Origin of the sequence: Streptomyces sp. NPDC057638 (assembly GCF_042800315.1) — a bacterium.
In the GTDB taxonomy this organism is placed as follows: domain Bacteria; phylum Actinomycetota; class Actinomycetes; order Streptomycetales; family Streptomycetaceae; genus Streptomyces.
The window spans coordinates 12,471-36,963 of sequence record NZ_JBHVHF010000045.1; the positions used below are offsets into that span (position 1 = coordinate 12,471).

The 24,493-nt window shown below is 73.6% G+C and carries 17 protein-coding genes; 11 read left to right on the forward strand and 6 right to left on the reverse strand.

All coding sequences use genetic code 11. The features are described 5' to 3' along the window. Window positions 1–287: 287 nt before the first annotated feature. The 6 genes from ACFVIM_RS09330 (at window position 288) to ACFVIM_RS09355 (ending at window position 11,880) form a co-directional block, all read left to right on the forward strand. Complete coding sequence (locus ACFVIM_RS09330) at window positions 288–1,457, forward strand: sensor histidine kinase (RefSeq protein ID WP_384300063.1); 1,170 nt, start codon at window positions 288–290, stop codon at window positions 1,455–1,457. 296 nt (window positions 1,458–1,753) lie between these two features. Beyond that, entirely contained in the window at window positions 1,754–2,455 is a 702-nt protein-coding gene (locus tag ACFVIM_RS09335; RefSeq protein WP_384300064.1) for a response regulator, read from the forward strand. A gap of 358 nt (window positions 2,456–2,813) precedes the next feature. After that, a complete protein-coding gene (locus ACFVIM_RS09340; protein ID WP_384300065.1) occupies window positions 2,814–5,132 on the forward strand; it encodes a restriction endonuclease in 2,319 nt (772 codons plus the stop codon). Window positions 5,133–5,679: 547 nt separating this feature from the next. Next, window positions 5,680–8,769 carry an FG-GAP-like repeat-containing protein gene (locus ACFVIM_RS09345; RefSeq protein WP_384300066.1) on the forward strand — a complete coding sequence of 1,030 codons (3,090 nt, stop codon included), beginning with the start codon at window positions 5,680–5,682 and terminating at the stop codon, window positions 8,767–8,769. Window positions 8,770–9,230: 461 nt separating this feature from the next. Beyond that, on the forward strand, window positions 9,231–10,430 hold the full coding sequence (locus tag ACFVIM_RS09350; RefSeq protein ID WP_384300067.1) for a serine hydrolase domain-containing protein: 1,200 nt from the start codon (window positions 9,231–9,233) through the stop codon (window positions 10,428–10,430). Between the two features lie 178 nt (window positions 10,431–10,608). Further along, on the forward strand, window positions 10,609–11,880 hold the full coding sequence (locus ACFVIM_RS09355) for a cytochrome P450 (RefSeq protein ID WP_384300068.1): 1,272 nt from the start codon (window positions 10,609–10,611) through the stop codon (window positions 11,878–11,880). A 239-nt stretch (window positions 11,881–12,119) separates the two neighbouring features. Here ACFVIM_RS09355 and ACFVIM_RS09360 read toward each other — a convergent pair whose 3' ends face one another. Continuing rightward, entirely contained in the window at window positions 12,120–15,449 is a 3,330-nt protein-coding gene (locus ACFVIM_RS09360; RefSeq protein ID WP_384300069.1) for an ATP-binding protein, read from the reverse strand. Between the two features lie 327 nt (window positions 15,450–15,776). Between ACFVIM_RS09360 and ACFVIM_RS09365 the strand changes: the two genes are divergently transcribed. Continuing rightward, entirely contained in the window at window positions 15,777–16,052 is a 276-nt protein-coding gene (locus tag ACFVIM_RS09365) for a hypothetical protein (protein ID WP_384300070.1), read from the forward strand. Between the two features lie 96 nt (window positions 16,053–16,148). On the opposite strand, the gene ACFVIM_RS09370 is transcribed toward ACFVIM_RS09365, so the two are convergent. The 3 genes from ACFVIM_RS09370 to ACFVIM_RS09380 form a co-directional block, all read right to left on the reverse strand. Further along, window positions 16,149–17,387 (reverse strand): serine hydrolase domain-containing protein, encoded by a 1,239-nt coding sequence (locus ACFVIM_RS09370; protein WP_384300071.1) that lies wholly within the window; start codon window positions 17,385–17,387, stop codon window positions 16,149–16,151. A gap of 181 nt (window positions 17,388–17,568) precedes the next feature. Continuing rightward, window positions 17,569–18,456, reverse strand: coding sequence for a TIGR03619 family F420-dependent LLM class oxidoreductase (locus ACFVIM_RS09375; RefSeq protein ID WP_384300072.1), 888 nt, complete (start codon window positions 18,454–18,456; stop codon window positions 17,569–17,571). A 136-nt stretch (window positions 18,457–18,592) separates the two neighbouring features. Beyond that, window positions 18,593–19,039 (reverse strand): ATP-binding protein, encoded by a 447-nt coding sequence (locus tag ACFVIM_RS09380; protein ID WP_384300073.1) that lies wholly within the window; start codon window positions 19,037–19,039, stop codon window positions 18,593–18,595. A gap of 244 nt (window positions 19,040–19,283) precedes the next feature. Here ACFVIM_RS09380 and ACFVIM_RS09385 point away from each other — a divergent pair, with 244 nt between their 5' ends. From ACFVIM_RS09385 to ACFVIM_RS09400, 4 genes are all read left to right on the forward strand, one after another. Beyond that, window positions 19,284–20,138, forward strand: a complete 855-nt coding sequence (locus ACFVIM_RS09385; protein WP_384300074.1) for a helix-turn-helix domain-containing protein — start codon at window positions 19,284–19,286, stop codon at window positions 20,136–20,138. 9 nt (window positions 20,139–20,147) lie between these two features. Continuing rightward, window positions 20,148–20,351, forward strand: a complete 204-nt coding sequence (locus tag ACFVIM_RS09390) for a DUF397 domain-containing protein (protein ID WP_384300075.1) — start codon at window positions 20,148–20,150, stop codon at window positions 20,349–20,351. Window positions 20,352–20,744: 393 nt separating this feature from the next. Continuing rightward, window positions 20,745–21,041, forward strand: a complete 297-nt coding sequence (gene tgmA, locus ACFVIM_RS09395; RefSeq protein WP_384300076.1) for a putative ATP-grasp-modified RiPP — start codon at window positions 20,745–20,747, stop codon at window positions 21,039–21,041. Window positions 21,042–21,046: 5 nt separating this feature from the next. Then, window positions 21,047–21,373 (forward strand): MvdC/MvdD family ATP grasp protein, encoded by a 327-nt coding sequence (locus ACFVIM_RS09400; protein WP_384300077.1) that lies wholly within the window; start codon window positions 21,047–21,049, stop codon window positions 21,371–21,373. A gap of 166 nt (window positions 21,374–21,539) precedes the next feature. Here the strand turns inward: ACFVIM_RS09400 and istB are convergent, their stop codons facing one another. Together istB and ACFVIM_RS09410 are read right to left on the reverse strand one after the other, a co-directional pair. After that, window positions 21,540–22,997, reverse strand: coding sequence for an IS21-like element helper ATPase IstB (istB, locus tag ACFVIM_RS09405; RefSeq protein ID WP_384300078.1), 1,458 nt, complete (start codon window positions 22,995–22,997; stop codon window positions 21,540–21,542). Between the two features lie 274 nt (window positions 22,998–23,271). Further along, window positions 23,272–24,165, reverse strand: a complete 894-nt coding sequence (locus ACFVIM_RS09410) for a universal stress protein (RefSeq protein ID WP_384300079.1) — start codon at window positions 24,163–24,165, stop codon at window positions 23,272–23,274. Window positions 24,166–24,493 lie beyond the last annotated feature (328 nt).

Genomic DNA, 24,493 nt, shown 5'->3' on the forward strand with positions numbered 1-24,493 from the left:
GCCGGGGTGGGAGCGCCGTGACCCAGGCGGACGCGTACCCGGGTTCCGGCGGACGGGGGACGGGGTCAGGACAAGGGGCGGGATCAGCACCGGGGCCTGGATCAGGGCCGGGACCAGGATCGGGGACGGGGACGGGACCTGGATCGGGAACGCGGTACGGGAGGGCACTGCGGTACGGGGTAGAGCTCGCCGACCGGGCCCGGCGCCGGGTCGCCGGGGCGAGTGCGCTGTCGGCCGAGCTGCTGCTGGTCCTCGCCGCGATCGTCATCGATGTCGCCGACTACCTCATGACCAGCCGTATGGAGGGGCCCGAGGCCACCACCAGCGGTGTCCTCGTCCTGATCGTCTCCGCCGTGCCGCTGCTCGCCCGGCGGCGCCGGCCGGTCGTCACCCTGCTCCTCGTCCTCGCGATCCTGCTCGCCGGGACGGTGATCACCCCCCTGGAGCACGGCGTCGCCATCGCCGCCGCCATCGCCCTCTACACCGTCACCACCATCTGCCGGACCACCACCGTGGTCCTCGCGGCGCTGGTCGCGCTCACGGTGGAGACGGTGCGCGGGGCCCGGGCCGTCACCTGGGACACCCAGCTGACGATAACCGCCAACATCACCGAGATCTGTCTCGCCGTGGCCGTCGGCGTCGGCGTACGCGTCTGGCGCCACCGGTCCGGGCTCAGCCGACAGCTCATGGCCGAACGCGCGGTCGCCGACGAGCGCCGCCGTATCGCCCGCGAGCTGCATGACGTGGTCGCCCACCACATCACCACCATGCGGCTGATGTCCGGGGCGGCCCGCACCGTGATGGACCGGGACCCGGCCGCCTGCCGGGAGGCTCTGGGCACGCTGGAGGACTCCGCGAGCGCCGCGCTCGGGGAGATGCGGCAGCTGCTGGGGGTGCTGCGCGCCGACGAGCCCCCGAGCCGGGCGGGAGGCCCTGGTCCGGCGGACCCGGATGACGCGGACCCGGATGACCTGGCGCCCCCGAAGGACCCCGCCGGGAACGCCGGTGCCGGGAACGCCGGTACCGGGGACGGTTCCTGGGCGCCTCCCGGGCTCGGTGACCTCGGGCGGCTGGTCGGGGAGTGCCGGGCCACCGGGCTCCGGGTCGACCTCCGCACCAGCGGTGAGCCGGTTCCGGTCCCGGAGAGCGTGGGCCTCACCGTCTACCGGATCGTTCAGGAGGCCCTCACCAACGTCCGCAAGCACGCGGGCCCCACCCGGGCCGAGGTCGTGCTGGTCCACCGGCCCGGTGAGATCGCGGTCGAGATCCTCGACGAGGGCCGCCCCTCCCCCGCGCCGGGCCGCCCGGTCGCCCTCCCGCCGACCGTCAGCAGCGGCTACGGGCTGCGCGGTATGCGGGAACGGGTCTCCGCGCACGGCGGAGCCCTGGAGGCGGGGGCCCGGGAGGGGGAGGGTGGCGGGTTCCGGGTGGCGGCGAGGATTCCCGTGCGGCGGTGAACCGGAACGGGTGCGCGTCGTTCCGCCGGCGACGGGAGGTCGGTGATCGTTCCCGCCGGCGCCGGTACGGCCATGAACCGCCCTCCGGCACCCGGACATCCGTGGTCGTTCCTCCGGCAGCGGGAGGTACGCGACCGTTCCCGCCGGCGCCCGGACCGCCGTGACGGTGACTCCGTTGCCGGACTTCCGTCGCGCCGGCCGCCGGACCATCTGTCCGGCCACCCGCCCACTTGTTGTTCCGCCGTTCCTGACGGCCGCAGACCGTTCGTACCGCCAGCAGAGGGAGAGAGACCGCGATGACCTTGTCCGACGCCGCCAGAGGGGACGCAGACGAGGGGGGCCGGGGTGTCATCCGGGTACTGATCGCCGACGACCAGCCGCTGGTACGGAAGGGGCTGGCGCTCATCCTGCGCCATGCGCCCGGGTTCGAGGTCATCGGTGAGGTCGGCGACGGCCGGGAGGCCGTCGCGGCGGCGCACCGGCTGGCGCCCGATGTCGTGCTGATGGACATCCAGATGCCCGTGCTCGACGGTGTGGGCGCCACCGAGCGGATCGCCGCCGAGCTGCCCGGCTGCCGGGTGCTGGTGCTGAGCACCTTCGACATGGACGAGTACGTGGTGCGGGCGCTGAAGGCGGGCGCCTCGGGCTTCCTCCCCAAGGATGTCTCGCCGGAGGAGCTGACCGCCGCCCTGCACACCGTCAGCGGTGGTGAGGCGGTGGTCGCGCCACGGCTGCTGACCCGGCTGATCGGCTCCTTCGTACGGATGCCGTCGGTGCCCGTGGATCTCTCCGAGCTGACGCCGAGGGAGGTGGAGGTGCTGCGGCTGATCGCCTCCGGGCTGGACAACGGGGAGATCGCGGCGGAGATGGGGATCGGGGTGCAGACCGTGAAGAACCACATCACCAGCGTCTTCGCCAAGCTCGGTGTCCGGGACCGGGCGCAGGCGGTCATCGCCGCGTACGAGTCGGGGCTGGTGCGTACGCGCCGCGCCGACTGACACGGCACGGTCCGCCCTGACGGGTACCGGTCCCGCACCACCCAGTACCGGCTCCGCCCCGGGTGGTGCCAGCTCCGCCCCGACCGGCGGGGGTTCCCTGCTGACCGGCGCGGGCTCCGCCCCGATCGACGCGGGCTCCGCGCTGAACGATGCGGGCTCCGCGCTGAACGATGCGGGCTCCGCGCTGAACGACGCGGGCTCCGCGTCGGCTGACCCACGCGCCGCCGCCCGGAGCGCGGCTCTCCCCGGGCGGCCGGGGCCGTGCGGCGGGCAGGTGCGAGCGTCGGCCGCGACCGCGCCCGGGAGGTTAGAGTCACCGGGCAGGGATGGATATCGCCCACGGGGAGGGCCCACCGCGATGAGTCGTCGTCGCTCCGACGGATTGATGGGCATCTGGATCGAGGCCCAGCGTCAGCAGCAACGACAGCGTGAGGCCCGGCACCGGGCCGAGGCGCAGGCGCGGCGCGAGCGTGAACGTCTCACCCGGGCCCGCCAGTCGGAGCTGGAGCGTGACCAGCGGGAGCGGGAGAAGGCGCACCGCCGCCACCGTACGGAGGAGGCCCGGCGCCGCACCGAGGAGCTGGACGCCGTGGTCGCCGCGCTCCAGACCCTGCTGGCGACCGGCTGTCAGTCACCCGCCTTCGATGTGCGCGCGCTGCGGCGGTCGGAGGCGCTGGAGCCTTTCGCGCCGGGTCAGCTCGCCGTCCCCGTACCCCTGCCGGACCCCGCGCGCTACCAGGCGCCGGGTGGCTGGGGATCGGGTGCCCGGCGGGAGCGGCAGGAGGCGCGGGCGCGGTACGAGCAGGACTGGCGCGCGGCCCACGCCGCCGAGGAGCACCGTCAGCGCCAGCTCGCCGACTACCAGCGCCGCTATGACCAGTGGGCGCACGGCCAGCTCGCCGAGGTCCGCCGCCACAACGCGGGCGTGGAGGAGCTGACGACGGCGGTGCGCGAGGGCGATCCGGAGGCGGTGGTGGAGTTCTTCTCCGCCGCCCTCGCCTCCGGGCCCGCCGCTCTCACGGGACTGGACGGGCCCGCCTCTCTCACCTCCGGGCCCGTGGCTCTCACCGGACCGGGCGGCCCGGCCGCCGGGCCCGACTGGTCCGGTGAGCTGCCGGGCCAGATCTCCGCCGCCTATGACCGGGCCGCCCGTCAGCTGGTGGTCGACTGGGAGCTGCCCGGCTTCGACGTGGTCCCGGCCATCAGGGCGGTGCGCTATGTCACCAGCACGGGGCAGGACAAGGAGACGGCCCGTCCCCTCGCCCAGCGCCGGGCCCTCTACCGTGAGGTGCTCGCCCAGTGTGTGCTGCTCGCGCTCCGCGAACTCTTCGCGGCGGACGGCGGCTTCGGGGTGCTGGACTCGGTGGTGCTCAACGGTTTCGTGGACGACCACGATCCGGCGACCGGCCGTCCCGACCGGATCGTCCTCGCCACGGTCATGGTGACCCGACCGGACTTCGCCGCGCTCCGGCTGGAGCAGGTGCTGGCCGTGGAGTGTCTGACCGAGGGCCTGCGCGGCCAGCTCTCCGCCCGCCCCGACCAGCGCACGGCGGTCCGTGCCGGGCGGCGCCCGGACGAGGTGGGCGCGGGTGTGGTCTCGCACGGCGGTGACGCGGAGCTGGATCTGTTCGCGATGGACCCGCTCGCCTTCGAGGCCCTGGTCGCGGATCTGTTCCGGGCGATGGGCATGCGGGCCGTCACCACCCAGCGCTCGGGCGACGGCGGGGTGGACGTGGACGCGGTCGACCCGACCCCGATCCGGGGCGGCTCGATCGTCGTGCAGGTCAAGCGCTACCGGAACACCGTCCCGCCGACCGCCGTCCGGGATCTGTACGGAACAGTCCAGTCCACCGGCGCCAACAAGGGCGTCCTGGTGACCACGTCCGGCTTCGGGCCGGGTTCGTACACCTTCGCGCACGGCAAGCCGCTGGAACTGGTGTCGGGGCCGGAGCTGGTGGACCTGCTGCACCGGCACGGGCTGCGCGGACGGCTGGGGCCGGGCGGGGCGGCCGGGAGCCAGGGCGGCGGGCCCGGAAGCCAGGGCGGGGCGGCCGGAAGTCAGCGCGGCCCGGCCGGGGTCCCGGGTCAGCGGACGGCGCCGGACGCGGTCACGGTCCCGGACTCGCGCGCGGTCGCCGCCGCCGCTGCCGCCGCTGGTACGGGCGGAAGCGGCGAGCCCGGCGATGCCGCCGACGACACCATCCTCGGCGTGACCTGGGCCGGCGCCGCCGCCCTCGACGTCTGCGCCCTTGTCTGCCAGGGCCAGCGCGTGCTCAGCGACGACTACTTCGTCTTCTTCAACAATCCGCGCAGCCCGCGCGGCGAGATCCGGGCCGAGGCCCCGACCGCCCCCGACCGGGCCGCCCTGCGCGTTGCCTTCGACGCCCTGCCCGCCACCGCCGACCGACTGGTGCTCGCGGCGGCCGTCGACCCGCTCACGGCGGCCCCCGGCACCGATCTCTCCGGCTTCGCCGACGCCGCCATCCGGCTGCTGGACTCCTCCGGGACCGAGCTGGACCGGCTCCCGGTCTCGGACGGCCGTCCGGGCGAGACCGCCCTGGTACTGGGGTCGTTCCGGCGCCGGGCCGGGGGGAACTGGGAGTTCGTGGTGGGCGGCAAGGGCTACCCGGGCGGGCTGGAGGCGCTGGTGTCGGAGTTCGGCATCGAGGTGGCCTGACGGTGCGCTGAGGAGGGCTGGGGTGGCCTGGCCCTGTGCGGCAGGGGGCCTTCCGTCACGGACGTGTGCCGTGCGTGCGGACGTGTGCCGTGTGTACCGGCTGAGTGCTTTCCGTACTGGGCGAGCACGGTCGGCACCGGCTGAGTGCCTTCCGCACCGGCCGAGTACGGGCCGCACCGGGCGCGGCATCCCCGGGGCAGCTCAGCCCCGCCCGCGTCGGCCGCGTGACTCCCTTACCGGACGGGCGACTTCCGGACCTGCGGCCGGGCCGCTCCCGTACCGCGTATGCCTCCCGTACCAGCGGGGTACGCCCCACCGGTCCGTGTCCGGGCACCGCCAAAGAGTTATTTTGACCGGATCCGGAGGCTCCGCTGGCGCTCCGCACGCCATCCGGCAATCATGTCTCTGTCATCAACCGCCTCTTCTTTCACTCTTGTTGCACCACTTACGGCAGGGACGCGACCACGGGGGGCCCGAACCGCACCGCGGGACGGGAAAGGACGTGGTCGCGTCCGGCTTCTTCTGTTCCGGGGAGGGACCCATCACCATGACCCGTCATGTCCGTACGCGGACGGTGCTCGTCGTCGCCGTCGCGCTCAGCACCTCCGTCATCGGCGCCACACCGGCGCTCGCCAGCGCTCCGGCCGCCGTCACCGCCGCCGCCACGGCCACCACTCAGAACCCCGCTCCCATCGAGATCGCGCCCCACTGGCGTGACACCCCGAACGCCGTCCGGCTCGGCCTGGTCGGGGCCAACGGCTACGTACACACCGACGAGGAGACCGGGTACCGCTGGACCGACTTCGCGACGGGGAAGAGCTTCAACCCGATCGACGGGGCGGCGAAGCCGGGCGAGTTCGGGACCGGCAAGGAGTATCTGCACTTCAACCGGAACGACGGCTCGTACATCCAGAACGTCTTCGCCGGGACCGAGCAGCGGATCGCGCTGCCGCCGCTCCACTCCGCCCGCACCCTGCTCGGGGACCGGCTGGTGGTGCAGCGCTACGGCTCCGACTCCCCCCGGGACATCGCCGAGTGGCTCCTGTGGGACGCGCGGGATCTCAGCGCCCCCGGGGTGCCGGTGAGCGGCTGGCCCACGGGAACGAACCTCGCCACGGTCCGGCCGGTGGCCGGGGACGACCGGGATGTGGTGTTCCGGTTCGAGGTCGGCGGCGACACCAACCGGGCCACCCATATCGGTGTGGTGGACAGGACCACCGGACGGATCCAGGTCATCGAGGCACCGGAATTCGGCTCCACGGTCCTGCTGACCCCGCGCCAGATCGCCTGGCAGGGCGCGCTGGGCGACGTCCACGTCCGGGACCGGGACCGGCTGGGGGAGCCGGGCAGCACGGTCCGGCTCCCCAACATCGCCGCCGCGCCGGTCGGCCTGGTCGACGGCTGGGCGCTCCAGCTCACCGAGGTGCCCGACACCCGGCACTGGAAGCTGACGGCGTACTCCCTCGACGGCCGGCGCACCCTCACGCTCCTGGAGCGCGCGTCCGGCGAGATCCAGCAGATCGCCCCGGGCGGAGTCGCCGTCGTCGGCGGCACCTCCGCCACGGACTGGCACCTCCAGCGGGTGACGGCCCCCGCCGACGGCGGGGTGCCGACGCTGGAGAAGCTCCACCGGGTCGCGCCGGTCGCCGTGGAGATCCAGGCGCTCACCCTGGGCGGCGGCACGCTGGGCACGGCCGAGCTGGGCGGCCCGCGCGGGCAGGGGTTCTACCAGCGGACGGTCGGCTCGGCGGGCGCCCCGGTCTGGCTCGGCAACGAGGGCGCGCAGTCGTCCCAGCCCTGCTGGGAGGTCTCCTGCGCCCGGCTGCTGAGCAACGGCGAGGGCCGGGTGCTGCACGAGCGGATCGGCTCCGAGATCGTCAGCCGAGGTCCGGACGGCCAGGTGCGCCGGGCCAAGGCCGGGGTGCGCTCCAGCACCCTCACCGACGCGGTCGGCCGGTACGCCCTGGTCCAGAGCGGCCTGTATCCGCACCCGGGCACCATCGACCCCGCCGAGAAGACGATCGTGCTCGACATGGAGGCCGCCACGGGCGCCTCCCCGGTGGTGCTCCAGCGCCCGCAGACCGCCGCCGCCCTCGGGCCCGATCTCCTCTACACCGGCACGGCCACCGGCCAGGTGGACCGCACCGACCTCCGCACCGGCCGGTCGCTGGGCCCCATCGGCACGGGCGCCCCCTGCGGACTGACCGAGATCCAGGTGGCGAACGAGTGGCTGTACTGGGCGTGTTCGGGCTTCCGGCAGCAGGGCGTGGTCAATCTGCGTACGGGGGCGAAGATCGCGCTCCCGGGCCATCCCAGCAGCAGGATCCTCCTCGGTGACGGCTTCCTCGTGGACGGCGGAAGCGGCACCCTCCAGCTCACCACGTTCCACACCGGCACCCCGGTCACCCGCGAGGTGGACCCGGGCCGCCAGGTCAAGGGCGAGCGCCGCAAGGGCTGGTCGGTGGACCGGTTCGGCGGCGCGGTGGCCTATCTCGACGAGAAGAACACCGTCCGGGTGCTGCCCAGCGGGGTGCCCGTCTCGCCGCTGGCGACGGTCACCGCCGACGCCCCCGCGACCATGGACATCGCCCGGGGCTGGAAGCCGACCTGGTGGCTGACGAGGCCCGCCGCGTCCTGGAAGCTCACGGTGGTGAACAAGACCACCGGGGCCACGGTCCGCACGCTCTCCGGCGGCGCGGTGCGGGGCTCCCTCGCGACGGCCTGGGACGGCAAGGACACCCAGGGCCGCCCGGTCGTCAACGGCACCTACGCCTGGACGCTGAGCGCCGCCCCGGCGGACGGGCAGGGCCGGGCCCTGACCCGTACCGGCGAGATCCAGCTCAGCGGCACCGCCGCGCCCCGGCGCGACCACGCGGGCGCCAAGGGCCCGGACGGTGTCGCCGATCTGCTCTCCCTCAGCGCGAAGGGCGCGCTGTCCTTCGCGCATGGCACCGGCAAGGGCGCCTACTCCGGCGCCACCGCCTCCACCGGCTGGCCGCTGGCCACCCTCGCCGTGCCCATGGGCGACGGCAACGGCGACCGCTGCAACGACCTGCTGATCCGGGTCGGCGACGAGCTGCGCTCCTACCAGCCGGGCTGTGGCACGGCGCCAGCGCCGAAGACGTACACCGCGATCGGCAAGGGCTGGGCCGCGTTCACCAACCTCACCTCGCCCGGGGATCTGACCGGTGACGGCCGCCCCGACCTGGTCGCGTGGTCGGCGCGGACCGGCGAGGTCTTCCTCTACCCGGACGACGGCAAGGGCAAGCTGAAGCCGCGCGTCACCCTCGGGACGAAGAAGACCTCCTACCGCGCGTTCTTCGGCGCGGGTGACCTCAACGGCGACGGATACGGCGACGTCCTGGCGGTCGACTCCGCGTACGGGCTGTGGCGGTACGACGGCGTGAAGTCGGTCGCCGGGAAGCTCAAGACCCGGGTCGCCGTCTTCCCGGCCAAGTGGGGCACCGGCCGCAACGCCTTCGTGGGCGGCGGGGACCTCAACGGCGACGGGCACACCGACCTGGTGTCCCGGAACGCGGCGGGCGAGCTGCTGGCCAACCACGGGGACGGGAAGGGCTCGTTCCTGGGGACGAAGAAGATCGGCGCGGGGTGGGGGAGCCACAAGGGGCTGTTCTAAGGCCCTGAGGGGCGGTACCAGAGCCCTGAGGTGCTGAGGAGTTCCGGGGCGCCGGGGACCTGAGGGGTTCCGGGAGTGTCCCCGCGTCTCCCTGGCTCTACGGGCTGTGCACGGCCCCGGGCCTGGAGCCGGGCGGTCCTGACCGCCCGGCTCCGGCCGTCAGCGGCGGGCCTGGCCGGTGCGCACGGTCGATACGGACGGCTGGGACGTACGGCCGATACGTACGGCCGATACGTACGGCCGGGACGTGCGACCGGTCAGCACGACCGGGCGGGCGACCGGCGCGCGCGACCGTCCGCCGCGACACGGTGATCACGGTGGCGTGATCATCAACCACGCCGACCCGTGTCGCGTCTTCATCCGACGGGGCGGCTCCCCCGGACGCGTACGACAACACGCCCCGGGAGCCGCTTCCGCGAGTGCGCTACCGCAGGACCACCACGATCACGGAGGAGCACGGTATGGCAGCACGACACACCGCCGCCCGCACCAGCGTCGTCGGACTCGTCGCCGCGGCCTTAGCGGTCACCGCCTTCGCCGTCCCCGCCCAGGCGGCGGACGCGCGGGGCGGTGACGCGCGGGGCGCGAAGCACGCGGCGACCCAGCGGGCGATGGACGAGGTGGTGAAGGCGGGCATCCCCGGGATGCTGGCCGGGGTGAGCGACAGGAACGGGGTGTGGAAGTCGACCTCGGGGGTCGGGAACCTGGCCACGAACGCGCCGCGCGGGGTGAACGACAAGTTCCGAATAGCCAGTATCACCAAGCCCATGGTGGCGACCGTCCTGTTGCAGCTGGAGCAGGAGAAGCGGATCGACCTCGACGACACCGTCGAGAAGTGGCTCCCGGGGCTGGTCCGGGGGAACGGCAACGACGGCCGGAAGATCACCATCCGGCAGCTGCTCAACCACACCAGCGGGATCTACAACTACACCAGCGCCCCGGCGTTCTACCTGCACTATCTCCACCCGCCCACCTTCCCCGTCCAGCGGTTCGCCACCCACCGGCCCGAGACCCTGGTGAAGTTCGCGGTCGCGCACCCGCCGACCTTCGCGCCCGGCGCGGGCCAGCAGTACTCCAACACCGGCTATGTGCTCGCCGGGATGGTGATCAAGAAGGTCACCGGGAACTCCCACGGCAAGGAGATCCACGAGCGCGTCGTGAAGCCGCTGGGGCTGCGGAACACCGTCTTCCCCGACGCCGACCCGAAGATGCCGAAGCCGAGCGGGCGGGCCTACACCAGGCTGTTCCACCCGCTGCTGAAGCCCCTCGACGCCACCCAGCACAACATGACCTGGCTCGCCGCCGCCGGTGACGGCATCTCGAACAGCGAGGACCTCAACCGGTTCTTCAGCGCCCTGCTGAAGGGGCGGCTGCTGACGAAGTCGTCCCTCGCGGCGATGAAGACCACGCCCCCCGTCCCGCCCGGCACCCCCTATGACGGCTACGGCCTGGGGATCTTCACGTTCCGTACCAGCTGTGGCGTCAAGCTCTGGGGACACACGGGCGGCACACCCGGCTCCCAGAGCGAGGCCGTGACCACGGACGACGGGAGCCACTCCGTCACCAACAACCGCAACGGTGACTGGGTCGACATCGCACCGGTCACCGAGGCCGCGTACTGCGGCAAGCCGGGCGGCACGCGCCGGCTGCCCGTGCTGTAGGGCGCCCCGCGGGACCTTCACCACACCGGAGCCCCCGGCCGTGAGCACACGGCACAGGGACGCACACGGGCCGGGCGGCGCGACGGCACCGCCCGGCCCCGGCCCCGGTACACACCCCGGGCGGCGCTGAAACCCCGGTGAAACCGCGCTGAAGCCACCCCCCGGCAGGCTCCACCGCATGACCTCACCCCACACCACCAGCCCGCTGCACCTCACCCCCGAGCAGCTCCAGGACCCCGTCGCCGCCTACGGCGAGCTGCGGACCCGGCCCGAGCTGCCGTCCGTCGTCCTGCCGGGCATGCGGATCCCGACGCTCCTCGTCACCCGGTACGCGGAGGTGAAGGCCGCCCTCACCGAACCCCGGCTGGTCCGCGACCCCACCACGGTCCCCGGGCTCGCGGAGGAGGTCGCCGCCCAGGGCGGGGATGTCCAGGGGGAGTTGATGGACTCCGGGTCCGCCGGGCTCCCGCCCGAGTACGCGACGTACCTCTCCGGCCATCTCGGCCTCTTCGACGGCGAGGACCACGCCCGCCGCCGCGCCCCGCTCACCCGCGCCTTCACCGCGCGCCGGATCACCGCCCTGCGGCCCTTCGTGGAGCGCCACTGCGCCCGCCTCCTCGACGACCTCGCCGCCCGGCGAGGCAGCGGCGCGGACGTCGATCTGCTGCACGACCTCGCGTATCCGCTCGCCACCTCCGTCATCTGCGAACTCGTGGGCGTCGACGAGGAGGACCGGCCCCGGGTGCGCGAGTGGATCCGTGACTTCGCCTACGGGGACGGGACCCGCGCCGTCGAAGGACTCACCGGGATCGTGGAGTATGTGCGGGCGCTCATCGGGCGCCGCCGCGCCGAGCCCACCGGGGACCTGATCTCGGCGCTGGTCGCCGATGGCGGGACGCTCACCGAGGACGAGGCGATCTCGGTGGTCTTCCTGCTGATCGACACCGGCATCACCCCGCCCGCGCTCTTCCTCGCCCATGCCGCACTCGCCCTCTTCGACCACCCGGACCAGCTCGCCCGGCTGCGCGCCGAACCGGAGCTGCTGGCGACGGCCGTGCCCGAACTGCTGCGCTGGGTCTCCCTGGTACGGGTCGGGATGTCCTTCTACGCCCGTGAGGACTTCACCTTCGCCGGGACGGCGCTGCGCCGGGGCGCGTCCGTGACCGTGGGGCTGCTGGCCGCCAACCACGACCCGAGGGAGTACGGGGAGGGTCCCGAGCGCCTCGACCTCGCCCGCGCCTTCGGGCGGGGCGACGGCCATATGGCCTTCGGGCACGGTCCGCACTACTGCCTGGGCGCGGCGCTGGGGCGGCTGGTCACCGGGGTCTTCCTGGACCAGGTCTTCGTCCGGCGGCCCGCGACCGCGCTCGCCGTCGACCGGGAGGCGCTGGAGTTCGGCCACTGGCCCGCCGACGGATTCCATCTGCTGGCCCTGCCGGTGGTGCTGTGAGCAACGGCGGTACGGGCCACAACGCCCGACTCCCCGCGGTACGGGACCCGGGCGCCCACCTCACGCCCGTACGGTGCCGGGGCGCCCCCGCCCGTACGGGCCGGAAGGCGCAACGGACCTACGGCGCCGGGACACCCGGCCCCCGCCGTACGGGACCGGGATGGCCCGCCCGCCCCGTACGCCGGACGCGGAGGGCCCACCCGCCCTCGTACACCGGGACCGGGATGGCCCGCCCGCGCTCACTCCCGCTCCGCCAGCAGCGCCAGCGCCGCCCCGGGCAGTGCGTCGCGATCCAGCGCCGCGTAGGCCGTCACCGCGGCGGCGTGGGCCGCCCGGTCGGCGGCCTCGGCGGCGGCGCGGGCGCGGGCGGAGGACATCGTCGGCTGGAAGGTGCGCGGACAGTGGAAGCGGTCCGCCAGGGCGATCAGCCTGACACCCGTGGCGGCGGCGCCCGGACCGGCCCCCCGGCGGGCCCGGTCGAGGTCGACCGCGCCGAGGGCGAGCAGCAGGGCGCCACAGGCAGGGAGGTCCCCGGGGGCGGGGGCCGGGCGGCCGAGGAGGGCGGTCAGCGGCTCCGGCAGCGCGGCGGCGAGGTCGGCGACCGCGTCCACCCGGCCGTGCCAGGCGTGCGCGGCCACGGTGACGGCCCGGATCTCCAGGGACCAGGGCGCCAGCGCGGGCTCACCGCCGAAGAGGGCTTCGGCGCCCTCCCGGCACCGCACCACGGCGCGCCGCCACAGCTCCAGGCCCCGTTCGGTCTCGCCCCGGGCGAGCGCGATCTCCGCGCGGGCGCCGAGGTCGGGGGTGAGGACGTCGGCGGCATCGCCCCCGGACTCGGGGTCGTGCAGCAGGGCCTGTTGCCGCCAGTGGTCGGCGGCGTCCGCGTCGCCGGTCTGGAGGCTGCCCAGCACCATGCCCCAGCGCAGGCCGATGAGATCGTTCCAGTCGCCGAGCCGGTCCAGGGTCGCCATGGCTCCGGCGAACCGTTCGAGGGCCTCGGCGCCGCGTTCCGTCCGCAGGCACAGCTCGCCGATCCGGGACCGCGCCATCACCAGCGGCCAGGGCGCGGGGTGGTCCCCGAGGGCGGCGAGCGTCCGGCGGGCCGACTCCATGGCCCGCTCGGGCTCGTTCTCGCGCTCCCAGACATAGCCCGCGACACCTTCGGCGGCGGCCACGAGGAGCGGCTGGTCGCTGTGGCGGTAGGAGTCCAGCAGGTCGTGGTCGGTGCCGGGGGCGCCGGGCAGGGCGGCCAGGACGGTGGCGAGGGCGCGGACCGGGGTGGTGGGCGCGGTGGGGGGCAGCCGCCGCAGGGCGGACAGGAAGCGCGGCGGCGCGGTGCCCGTCCCGAGCAGGAGGGTGGCGGTGACCGTGGTGGCCAGGGTGCGGACGGCCGCCTCCGCCTCCGGTCCCGGCCGGTGGCGGGTCAGTGACGGACCGGTGTCCTGGGCGAGGGCGCTCAGCCGGAGGCAGTCGGTCTCGGTGGTCCACAGCGCGCTGAGGACGGCGGCCGTCGCGACCGCCGTGGTGTCGTCGTCCTGGGCGAGGGCGATCCGTAAGGCCCGTACGAGGTTGTCCTGTTCGGCCCGCACCCGCCGCCAGGCCCCGACGGCACCGTCCGTGAACGGTTCCTCGTGGTGCGCGAGGCCGAAGTCGCGGGCCCAGTCGAGGAAGCGGGCCCGTACGGCCGTCTCCTCCCCGGCGCGCTCGCGGTGCAGGGCGCTGAACTCCCGTACGGTCTCCAGCATCCGGAAGCGGCCGCCCCACGGGGTCTCCACCAGCTTGAGCAGCGACTGGTCGACCAGTTCGGTGAGGACCTCCAGCACCTCGGGAGCACCGAAGGAATCCGGCGCGAACCGCTCATGTCCGCGCAGCAGGTGCTCGGCGGTCTCGGCGGTGAAGCCGCCGGGCAGGACGGAGAGGGTGCGCAGGGCGGCCCGGCCCGCCGGTTCCAGCAGGTTCCAGCTCCAGTCGACGACGGCGTGCAGGGTGCGGTGGCGCCGGGGGGCGTCCCGGGCGCCGCCGCGCAGCAGCGTGAACCGGTCCTCCAGCCGGCGCGCGATCTCGGGCACCGGCATCACCCGCACCCGGGCGGCGGCGAGTTCCACCGCCAGCGGCAGACCGTCGAGACGGCGGCAGAGCCCCGCCACGGCGGGACGGTCCAGGGTCACGCCGGGGCGGGCGGCGCGCGCCCGCTGTTCGAAGAGGGCGACGGTGGTGGCCGCGTCCAGCTCGGGCAGCGGATGGACCGACTCGGAGGAGAGTCCGAGCGGCGCCCGGCCGGTGGTCAGCACCCGCAGCTCGCGCACCCGCGCCACCAGGGCGCTGACCAGCTCGGCCACCCCGGTGACGACCTGCTCGCAGTTGTCCAGGATCAGCAGGACGGGCCCGCCGCCGAGGGCGCCGGTGATCGCGGTGAGGGTGTCGTGCGCGGGCACCGGGCCGGGCCGGGCCCGCAGGGACTCGCCCGCGCCGAGCGCGGCGGCGACCTCACCGGCGACATCGGCGTCGTCGGTCACCGCGGCCAGCGGCACCAGATGGACCACCCGCTGCTCCGCCTCCCGGCCGACCGCGCCCGCGAGCCGGGTCTTGCCCAGCCCGCCCGGTCCCACGATCGAGGTGACCCGGGAGGTGCGCAGCAGCGCGATCACGGCGGCGACATCGGCGTCCCGGCCGAGCAGCGGATTGGGTTCGTACGGGACCCCGCGCCGCACCTTCGGGGCCTCACCGCGCAGCAACTCCTGGTGGAGGGCGCGCAGGGCGGTACCGGGGTCGGTGCCGAGGCCGTCGCGCAGGGCGGCGCGGTAGCGCTCGTAGGTCTCCAGCGCGGCGGCCCTGCCGGTGGTCGCGGCCTGGCAGCGCAGGAGTTCGAGGAGCAGTTCCTCGTCCCGCGGCAGGGCGCGCGCCAGCCCGGTCAGGGGGGCCAGGGCCTCCGCCCGGCGGCCGCCGCGCGCCAGACCGAGGGCGCGGGCGCGCAGCAGCGCCCGGCGGACGGGGGCGCGGGCGGCGCGCAGCGCGGCGAGGGGGTCGGCGGGTCCGGGACCGGCCGGAAGGGGGTCCTGGCCGCCGGGGTCCCAGCTACCGAGGTCCCAGACACCGGAGTCCCAGGCACCGGGGACCCGGCCGCCGGGATCCCGGTCCTCGGGGTGCTCGGCGCCAGGGGCCTCGGCGCCGGAGTGCTCGGCGCGGCCCCACAGTTCGAGTCCGGCCTCGGCCTCGGCGACGGAGCCCGCGTGGTCCCCGGCGCGGGACTTCTCCGCGCTGGCGGTGGAGTGGAGCAGTACGGCGGCGGCGTCGACCCGTTCCGCGCCGAGGGCGAGCCGGTAGCCGGTGGGGGTGGAGACGAGGGTGTCCGCGCCGAGCCGGGCGCGGGCGCGGGAGACGAGGATCTGGAGGGCCTTGGCCGGGTTCCCGGGCCGCTCGTCGGGCCAGAGTTCCTCGATCAGACGGGCGGTGCCGCAGCCGGTGCGCAGATCGCGGGCGAGGAGGGCGATCAGTGAGCGGAGGCGGGGGGCGGTGATGTCCCGGCCCTGGTAGGACACCGTCGTCAGCACCGCCAGCTCGATGGTCACCGCGTCAGCCTAAGGGGCCCGGTGCGGCCCTCTGGTGGCACCCGTGCCGGTGTGGGATCGTCCGGCAAGTGGTCCAGACCTGACCGGATCTCAGCGCCCTGTCCCGACCGGCACCTCCCACCACGCCATGCACCGCGGCCCGACGGCACCAGCCGCTCTCGCCGCCTTCACCGCATACGCAAACTATCGGCCTGATTATTCTGATATCAGCCAATTCATCGCAGAATATGTCCTTCCCATTGTCCTGCGCGGCGGGTCCGGAGAGTCTTCTCCAGCCAACGGGACACGGGATCCCGGTGGCCTGTCGAAGAGGGAGGGCTCAACGTCATGTCCCTACGCACGATGTTCGCCACGGCGGGTGTGGTCGCCACCCTGGCCGGCGCCGGGCTTGCGGCCGCCCCGGCGGCGCAGGCGGCTCCCACGGACGCTCCGGCCCTGGCCACGGCCGCGGGACCCACGGGCTGGGTCGACTGGGGTACGTACCCGGACCTCACCAACTGCCGGAACGTGGGCGACTGGATGGTCCGCAACGGCGGCGCGAGCAACTACCTCTGCTCACCGCTGCCCTCCGGCGGGTACCTGCTGTCCATCAACCGCCCCTGACGCCCTGTCCGCCAGGAGCACGGCGCGCCCGCGACCGGGTTCCCCGGCGCGGGCGCTCGCATACCCGGCGACGGCCCGCGAGAGGAGTCGGAGCCGTCAGAGGGTCGTCAGCGGGTGCCCCGGCGTCAGGGCGCGGGCCAGCCGGGCGGCGACGGCCTCGGCGGCGTTCCCCGCCGGTGTGGTCGGCCCCTGGGTCGCCGCCAGCGCGAACGTCAGTCCCTCCGACGGCAGATGCGCCTGCACCACCGCGTACCCGTTGAAGGACGGGTTCTGGAGCACCCAGCCGTTCTCCACCACCACCCCGAGCCCGTAGTGCCGCGGCCCGGTGTTGCGGCGGCACACCGACGCGGGACAGCGCGCGGTGGCACCGCCGAGCCCGACCGTGCCGGGGTCGAGACGCTGCCGGTGCGCGGCGGCCGAGAGCAGCTCCCCGGTGGCGACGGCCCGCGCCGCGCGCGCGAGATCACAGACATGGGTGGTGAGAACGGCTCCCGGAGGGGCGGTCCAGGACGGGTCCCAGTGGGTGGACTCCTCGTACCGGCCGCGCTGGGAGTCGAAGGCGTGCAGCGCGGGCCGGGGCATCTGGGAGGTGAAGGAGTTACGGGTGTGCCGCAGCCCCAGCGGCCGGATCACCCGCCGCTCCAGCAGGGCGTCCAGCCGGGTACCGGTGATCCGTTCCAGCGCGGTGCCCAGGACGAGGGGGTTGGCGTGGGAGTAGCTCCAGTTGGTCCCGGGCGCGTACCAGAGGGGTCGGGCGGTCGCGATCCGCAGCAGCTCGGCCGGGGTCCAGCCACGGAAGGGATCGGTGTAGAGCGCGCCGAGGAAGTCGGGGTCGGTGGCGTAGTCCCGCAGCCCGGAGGTGGAGCTGCCCAGCATCCGCAGCGTGATCCGGGAGCCGTGCGGCAGCTCCGGCAGCCAGCGGGAGACGGGGTCGTCCAGCCGTACCCGGCCCTCGTCGACGAGCTGGAGCAGCACGGTCCCCAGGTGCGCGGCGGCCGCCGCCCCGGCGCGCACCCGCATCCGCGGGACCGCGGGCACCCCGGCGAGCGACTCCCCGACGCCCCCGGTCACCACCTCGCGCCCGCGCCGTTCCACCCGTACCAGCACGGCCCGCAGCCCGAGTTCCGCCCGCGCCCGCCGTACGGTGTCCATCACCCGGCGCGCCGCGTCCGTCCGCGCCACCGGTACGGAGGAGGCGGGACAGCCGTCGTCCCCGTACGGCCAGGGGGCCGCGACGGCGCTCGGGGCGGGTCCGAGGGGCAGGAGGGCGGGCGCCAGGGTGGCGAGGGCGGCGGTGAGGACGAGCAGCGCGCGCCGGGTGCGGGGATGTCTCATGCGGCACTATGTCCGGATCCGCCCGGTAAAAGTGGCGGCAACACTCCGCCCATGGCCCCTGGATCCCCCGCCCGCGCGGCGGCGGGACGATCCCGCCGCCGTCCGCGCGCCCACCGGCCGCCCGGCCCGTAGGCCCGTACGCGCACGGGTCGGGGCACCACCCCAGGGCCCGCCCCGCGACTCAGCCCGCCAGGAAGAGCTCCCGCGCCCGGGAGCCCAGCTCCAGCGCCTCGGCCGGTTCCCGCACCCGGTAGTGGAGGTCGAGGAAGGCGCTCTCCGCGCCCCACTCCCGGAGCGAGTGGAGCGTCGCGGCGATGGTCTCCGCCGTGTCCCCCGGTTGCGGGTTGCAGCGCATCTCACGCCGCAGGGTGCCGGGGTCACGACCCGCCTCCTCGGCGGCACGCCGGGCGGTGTCCCAGAGCCGGGCCACCGGCTCCATCCCCACCGCGATCCCGACCCAGCCATCGGCCCGGCGCCCGACCCTGCGCAGCGCGGCCTCGGAGAGCCCGCCGAGGAGGACCGGGGGCCCGCCGGGCCGGGTGGGCCGCAGTCCGACGTAGGAGCGGGGGATGGTCCAGTGCGGCCCGTCGTGGCCGAAGACCTCCTCGGTCCAGATGCCGTGGAGGATGTCGAGGATCTCCTCCAGCCGCTCGCCCCGCCGCGAGAAGTCGGCGTTGACGGCGGTGAACTCGTCCCGCAGCCAGCCGATGCCCAGCCCGACATCGAGCCGCCCCGCGCTGAGGAGGTCGATCGTGGTCAGGGTGCGCGCCAGCAACAGCGGTGGATACCAGGGCGCGTTGACGGTACTGCTGCCCAGCCGGACCCGGCTGGTGGCACTCGCCGCGACCGTCAGCACCGTCAGCGGGTCGAGGAAGGTCTTGAACTCGTCCGGGTAGGGCTTCTCCTCGCTGTACCCGGGATAGAGGTGGCTGGGTTCCACCGGGGCCAGCGAGCGGTCGGCGACCCAGAGGGAGTCGAACCCGATCCCCTCCGCGTCCCGGGCGAAGGAGGCGACGGCCCCCGCCTGTGCGTGCGTTCCCTGCTGTGGCAGTGCGATCCCTATACGCATGAACCCATCCTCACCCGGACCGCTCCGGGATCCGCCGGAGTTCGCACAACTGTCGTACGGATCAACCGGGTCCGTATCCGCGCGACGGCTCCGGCCGCGCGCACGAGCACGGCGAGATGGCCATCGGGCTCGCCGGTCATGCCACCACCACGCCCCGGGACGCCAGATCGAACGCGAACCAGACGATCTTCCCCGTCGGCACGACACCACCGCATCGCGTCGCCCCCCACCGGTCGGACAGATCGTCGACGAGGTGGAGCCCTCGGCCGCCGACCCCACCAGGGCCCGGCGGGCGGAGTTCCGGCAGCGCGCGCGGGTCGTCGTCGTGCACCCGGACGGTCACCCGGCCAGGACCGAGAAGCACGTCGACCACGACGGTGTCGGCACCCGTGTGCCGGTGGACATTGGTGACGGTCTCGCTCGTACAGAGACGGGCGTCGTCCAGCAGCACGCCCAGGTCGAGCACGCGCAGAATCGCGCCGACCGTATCGCGCAGGATGGCCGCGCTCGGTGGCTGGTTCGGTGCGGCGAACCGGTATCGCCGCGAGGGTGGAGGGGATGCGGGAGGTAGTAGCAGGCTCATTCGTCGTCTCCCAACGCGGTAGAGCTTTCGCGCTGGCCTCCGTGGCCTGGCCGCCCCCAGGTTGACGCATCAGATGTGTGCGCGTCAGCGGCTGCACTTCGGTCTTACTGGCTAGCGCGGTGCAGTGAGAACCATAGGGGGCATACATGCCCCGGGGCAAGGGTGCCCCCCTCGCGTGGTGTGACCAGGTGGACCAGCGGTACCGCAAGACGGCAGACTCGGGTCAACGACGAGAGAGGGATCAATGCCACCGAGGGACAACGCAACCGCACGTCAGCAGCGCCTCGGCATTGAGCTGCGGAAGCTCAGGGAGCGCGCGGGCAAGACGGCCCGCGAGTCCGCCGGCCTCTTGTCCATCGACCAGGCGAAAATCTCGCACATCGAGGCTGGCCGCATCGGGGTGAGCGTTGAACGGATTCGACGACTCTCCACCTTCTACCAGTCCGACAACGAGGCGCTCATCGGTGCGCTCTGCGACATAGCGCTTGAGCATCGAGGGCAGCACTGGTTCGATGAATTCCGAGGGAAGCTCGATCCCAACTGGCTGAATATTGCCGAGCTTGAGCATCACGCAACGGTCATGCGATCGATGCAGAGCATCACATTCCCTGGACCATTCCAGACCGAGAACTACGCAAGAGCCCTCTTCTCCGGCGTCACCCCGAAGCTGCCCCCGGACGAGATCGAGGCCCGGGTGGAACACCGCCTGAAGCGCTTCTCGATCTTCGAGCGACCTGCATCACCGCAGTACACGGCAATCATCCATGAGGCAGCACTGCGTATGCGCTTCGGCGGCCGGAAGGTGGTCCGCGAGCAGCTTGAGCACCTGATCGATGTATCGCGGATGCCAGCGATCACCATTCGCGTAATCCCGTTCACCAGCGAGGATTTCATCGAGGTGACCCAACCTGTGCTGTATGCCAGCGGACCGGTCCCCGAGTTGGACACAGTTCAGATCGACAGCGCTTTCGGCGGACGCTTCCTGGACGCGGAAGCCGAGCTGAAGAAGTATCGAACCCTGCTCGACATCGCCGAGCACGCCTCGCTCGACCCAGAAGGGTCGCGGCAGATTATCCACCACATTGCAAGGGAACTGTGAGACACGGGTATGAGCGCATCCCCCATCAATTGGCAGAAGTCGTCTTTCTCCGGAGGCGGAGGGGAAAACTGCGTCGAACTTGCACAGGAGGGCGGCAAGATCAAGATGCGCGAGAGTGAGGACCCCTCGGTCATTCTGACCACGAGCCGCGAGAACCTCGCCGCCTTCGTCGCCGGAGTCAAGGCAGGGGAGTTCGACCATCTGCTGAGCTAGCCGCAGGGCAGCGGGACAACAGTGCCCCCCGACCATCATGGTCGGGGGGCACTGGCATGTACCAGTTACCTCAAGGCGCCAACTATGCCCCGGTGCAGTCTTGCTCCGTGTCACTTCGTAGCGGTACGCTCACTCTGCGCTCCCATGATGGTGCGAATCCACCAGAGAGCACCAAAAAGCGCGTCACTCCATTCAAGAGAAGCGCCAAGGCTGCCAGGCAACCAGTCACCTCAACATGGCAGGAGGGGGCAATAGTGCCTCCTTGCTTGAGGAGACAGCACCGGAGAGCGAACGCGGTGTGACTAGCGTCAACGGGGCAAAGTTGCCCCTGACCCGCGTGGTTGCCGCCCGAGCAGCCCCATCGGAATCACGCATCCGAGAAGGGCCTGAGTCATGACCACTCTTCGCCACCCGACCGAGGTGTTCCCGCTCGCCCCGGAAGGAGGCCGACTGCCCCGCAGCGCCGAGCCGCCGTCCGGGCCCAACTCCCGGCCCTGGGTGCTGCGTTTCGCGCGGACGCCCGACGCCACGAAGGTGACCCCCCTCCCGGCCTCGGTCTACGACGAGGAGCGGCAGGTGTCGATCGGCGTCGACACTGACCTGCTGCCGTACATGGGGACCCACGCCGCCACCGTCCCGGACGGCAACATCCAGAACCCGCCGAAGCTCGACGAGGGTCCGAAGGACTGAGATCCATGCCGACCATTCTCGTGATCGCCGCACGGGAGGACTGGCCCACCGACCGGGTGGTGAAGATCCTGACCGACCGTGGTACCGACGTCTTCCGGATGGACGCCGAGGACTTCCCCCAGCAACTCACCCTCAGCGGGAGGATCGACGACGGCGACGGGTGGGCGGGGCCCTTATGGTCCCCGTACCGGAGGTTCGACCTCGCCGACGTGGCCGCCGTCTACTACCGCACCCCGAACCCGTTCCGGTTCCCCGCCGGTATGTCCGGGCAGCGCGCACCTCACGCACCACGACAGCGGGCGGCGCTGGGATCTGTGAGTCGGCCCGCCTGACCATCCACCCGCCGCGCGCCCCTTGGGCCCGGCGGGCGATGGTGTGTGCGTGACCGGCCGGGTGCTCATCCTCACCTGCGAGCCGGCGGGACGGTGTCCCCCGTACCCCCCGCGCCCACCGGGGACACACCTGCCCCGGGCGGACGGACGGGCGGGAGGGTGTGGCTCAGCGGCTCTCCGCCGACGCGAGGACCACGCGGTCCAGGCCCTGCACCGCCCGCAGGCGGTAGCTGTCTCCGTTCAGGGTGATGACGTCCGCGTGGTGGGCGAGACGGTCGATCAGGGCGGCGGTCGCGGGGGCGCCGCCGAACACCTCCGGCCAGCGGGGGAAGGGCTTGTCGCTGGTGACGATCACGGAGGCGCGCTCGTAGCGGTGGGAGACCAGCCGGAAGAGCAGTCCGGTCTCGGTGGCGTCGAAGGGTGTGTAGCCGATCTCGTCGACGATCAGCAGCCCATAGCGGTCCAGCCGGGCCAGTTCCTGATCCAGCCGCCCCTCGGCGCGGGCGTCGGCGAGCCGGGCGACCCACTCGGCGGCGGTGGCGAAGGCGACCTCGTGGCCCGCGCGGCAGGCCCGCACCCCGAGCGCGATGGCGAGATGGGTCTTGCCCGTCCCGGGCGGTCCGAAGAAGACGGCGTTGCCGCGCTCGGCGACGAAGTCGGCGCTGCCCAGCCGGGTGATGGTCTCCCAGTCGAGGAAGCGCTGGTGGTCGTCGTCGAACTCCTCCAGGGTCTTGCGGGCCGGGAACCCGGCCGCCCGGATCCGCGCCTCGGCGCCCGCCGCGTCGCGGGTCTGACCCGCTTCGCGCGCCTCGCGCTGGCCCGCGTGGGGCGTCTCGCGGTGGCCACCGCCCGGACCCTGCGCCGGGATGGTCTCCCGCAGCCCGCCGGAGCGCCCCGGCACCAGCGCGGTCACCTGCGCCCGTCGCCGGGGGGCCGCCGTCCCGGACTCCAGCGGCTGTTCCGGCAGTTCCGCTGTCTTGGGGGGATCGGCCTCCTCACCATGGCCGCCCTTGGGCGGGGCCGGGTCATGGCCCCCGCCGCCGTGCCCGCCGCCGTGGCCGTGCCGGTCCATCGGGCCCGACATATAGGCGAGCAGCACCGCGGAGAGGATGAACGCCATATGGATCACGGTGCCCCACAGCAGCGAGTGCTGGGAGGTGTGGTCGACGTCCACGAACATCTGGAGCAGATGGACCGAGGAGATACCGACGATCGCGGTCGCCAGCTTCACCTTCAGAACGTTGGAGTTGACGTGGGAGAGCCACTCCGGCTGGTCGCGGTGGCCCTGGAGGCCGATCCGGGAGACGAACGTCTCGTACCCCCCGACGATCACCATGATCAGCAGGTTGGCGATCATCACGACGTCCACGAGCTTGAGGACCGCGAGCATCACATGGGTCTCGTTGGCCTGGCCGGAGACGACATGCTGGACCAGGTGCCAGAGCCCGTAGAAGAACTTGTAGACGTAGACGCCCTGCGCCGCCACCAGACCGAAGTAGAGGGGGGCTTGGAGCCAGCGGGTGGCGAACAGCGCGTACCCGAGGGACGAGGAGGCGTAGCCGCGGAGATCGGGCCTCGTGGAGGCGGGCGCGGACGCGGGCGCTGAGTGGACGTGACCGGACAACGTGACTCCAGCGGTGGACGGCGGGCGCGACGGCGCCCCGGGTACACGCGGTGAACGACCCGGCGCGGCCCGCGTCACGGACGCCCCAACGCCACCACTCCGGTGGCAGAACACCCCGTCGGCGCCCGGCGGAAGAACCGCGCCACCCGGTCCGCGTTCCCCTCCGCCCGCAGAAACGATCCCTACTCTCCGCTTGTGGCACGGCTGTTCGCGGCGGCGGGCGCCCGTCCCGCCGCGCCCCTCGCTCCCGTACGCCCTGACCTTCCCTACGCCTTTACTCTTCGAGGCCCCGCACCACCGCCACCGGGCAGCCCGCGTGATGCACCATCGCCTGGCTCACCGACCCCAGCAGCAGACCCGTGAAGCCGCCCCGGCCCCGGGCACCCACCACCAGCAGGCGGGCCGAGGAGCTGGCCTCGATCAGGGCCTGGCGGGGGGAGGCGTGCACGAGGCGGGGGACGACCTTGACATCGGGGTAGCGGGCGCGGTGGCCCGCGAGGGCCTCGGCCAGCAGGCGTTCCTCGGTGGCGCTGACCCGGTTCTCGGAGTCGACCAGGTTGGCCGGGTGGCCCGGGTCGTCGTCGCCGCGTTCGGTCCAGCCGCTCCACGCGTGCAGGGCGACCAGTTCGGCGCCGCGCGAGGACGCCTCCGCGAAGGCGAACTCGACCGCCGCCGTGCCACGGCGGGAGCCGTCGACGGCGACGACGACCGGTCCCGCCGGGTCGGCCGCGCCGCGCACCACCAGGACCGGGCAGCGGCCGTGGGCCGCCAGATGGACGGCGGTGGATCCGACGAGGAGACCGACGAAGCCGCCCATGCCCCGGCTGCCCACCACCACGAGGGACGCCCGGCGCGACTCGGCCTCCAGGATGGTCAGGGGCTCCCCGGTGACCAGGTCCCCGGTGACCTCGATGGCGGGCTCGGCGGCGTGGGCGCGGGTGACGGCCTCGGCGAGGGTCCGTTCGGCGATGGGGCGCAGCCCGCCGTCCTGGGGACCGGCGGTGGCCGGGCCGAGCGGTACGCCCCGCATCAGGGGCCAGATGAAGGCGTGCACCACGCGCAGTCCCACACCGCGCAGCCGGGCCTCCCCGGCGGCGGTGTCCACCGCCGCGAGGCTCGACGGCGAACCGTCCACGCCCACCACGACCGGACCGTTGCTGACCGACATGACCGCACTCCCATCCTTGGCTCGGTGCCGGGACGGGCGCCCGCGAGGCGGCCGTCCCACCTCCCAGTCTCCGCCCGTCCCGGGGAACCGGCACGGGCCGAACGTCCGTAGGGACCGGGGCCGAACAGCCCTCCTCGGGGACCGTTGTCCCCCCTGTGCGGCGCTCGGCCGCACCACGGTGCGGAAGGAGGTGCGGAAGGGGTACGGAGACGGCCGCGCCCCCGCCCGTACCGGTGAACGGCGTACGGGGGGGGGGGGGGGCCGGGGGGGGGGTCGGGCGCGGCCACGGGGGGGGGCGGGGGGGCGGGCTCACGCCGGGCGGACACGC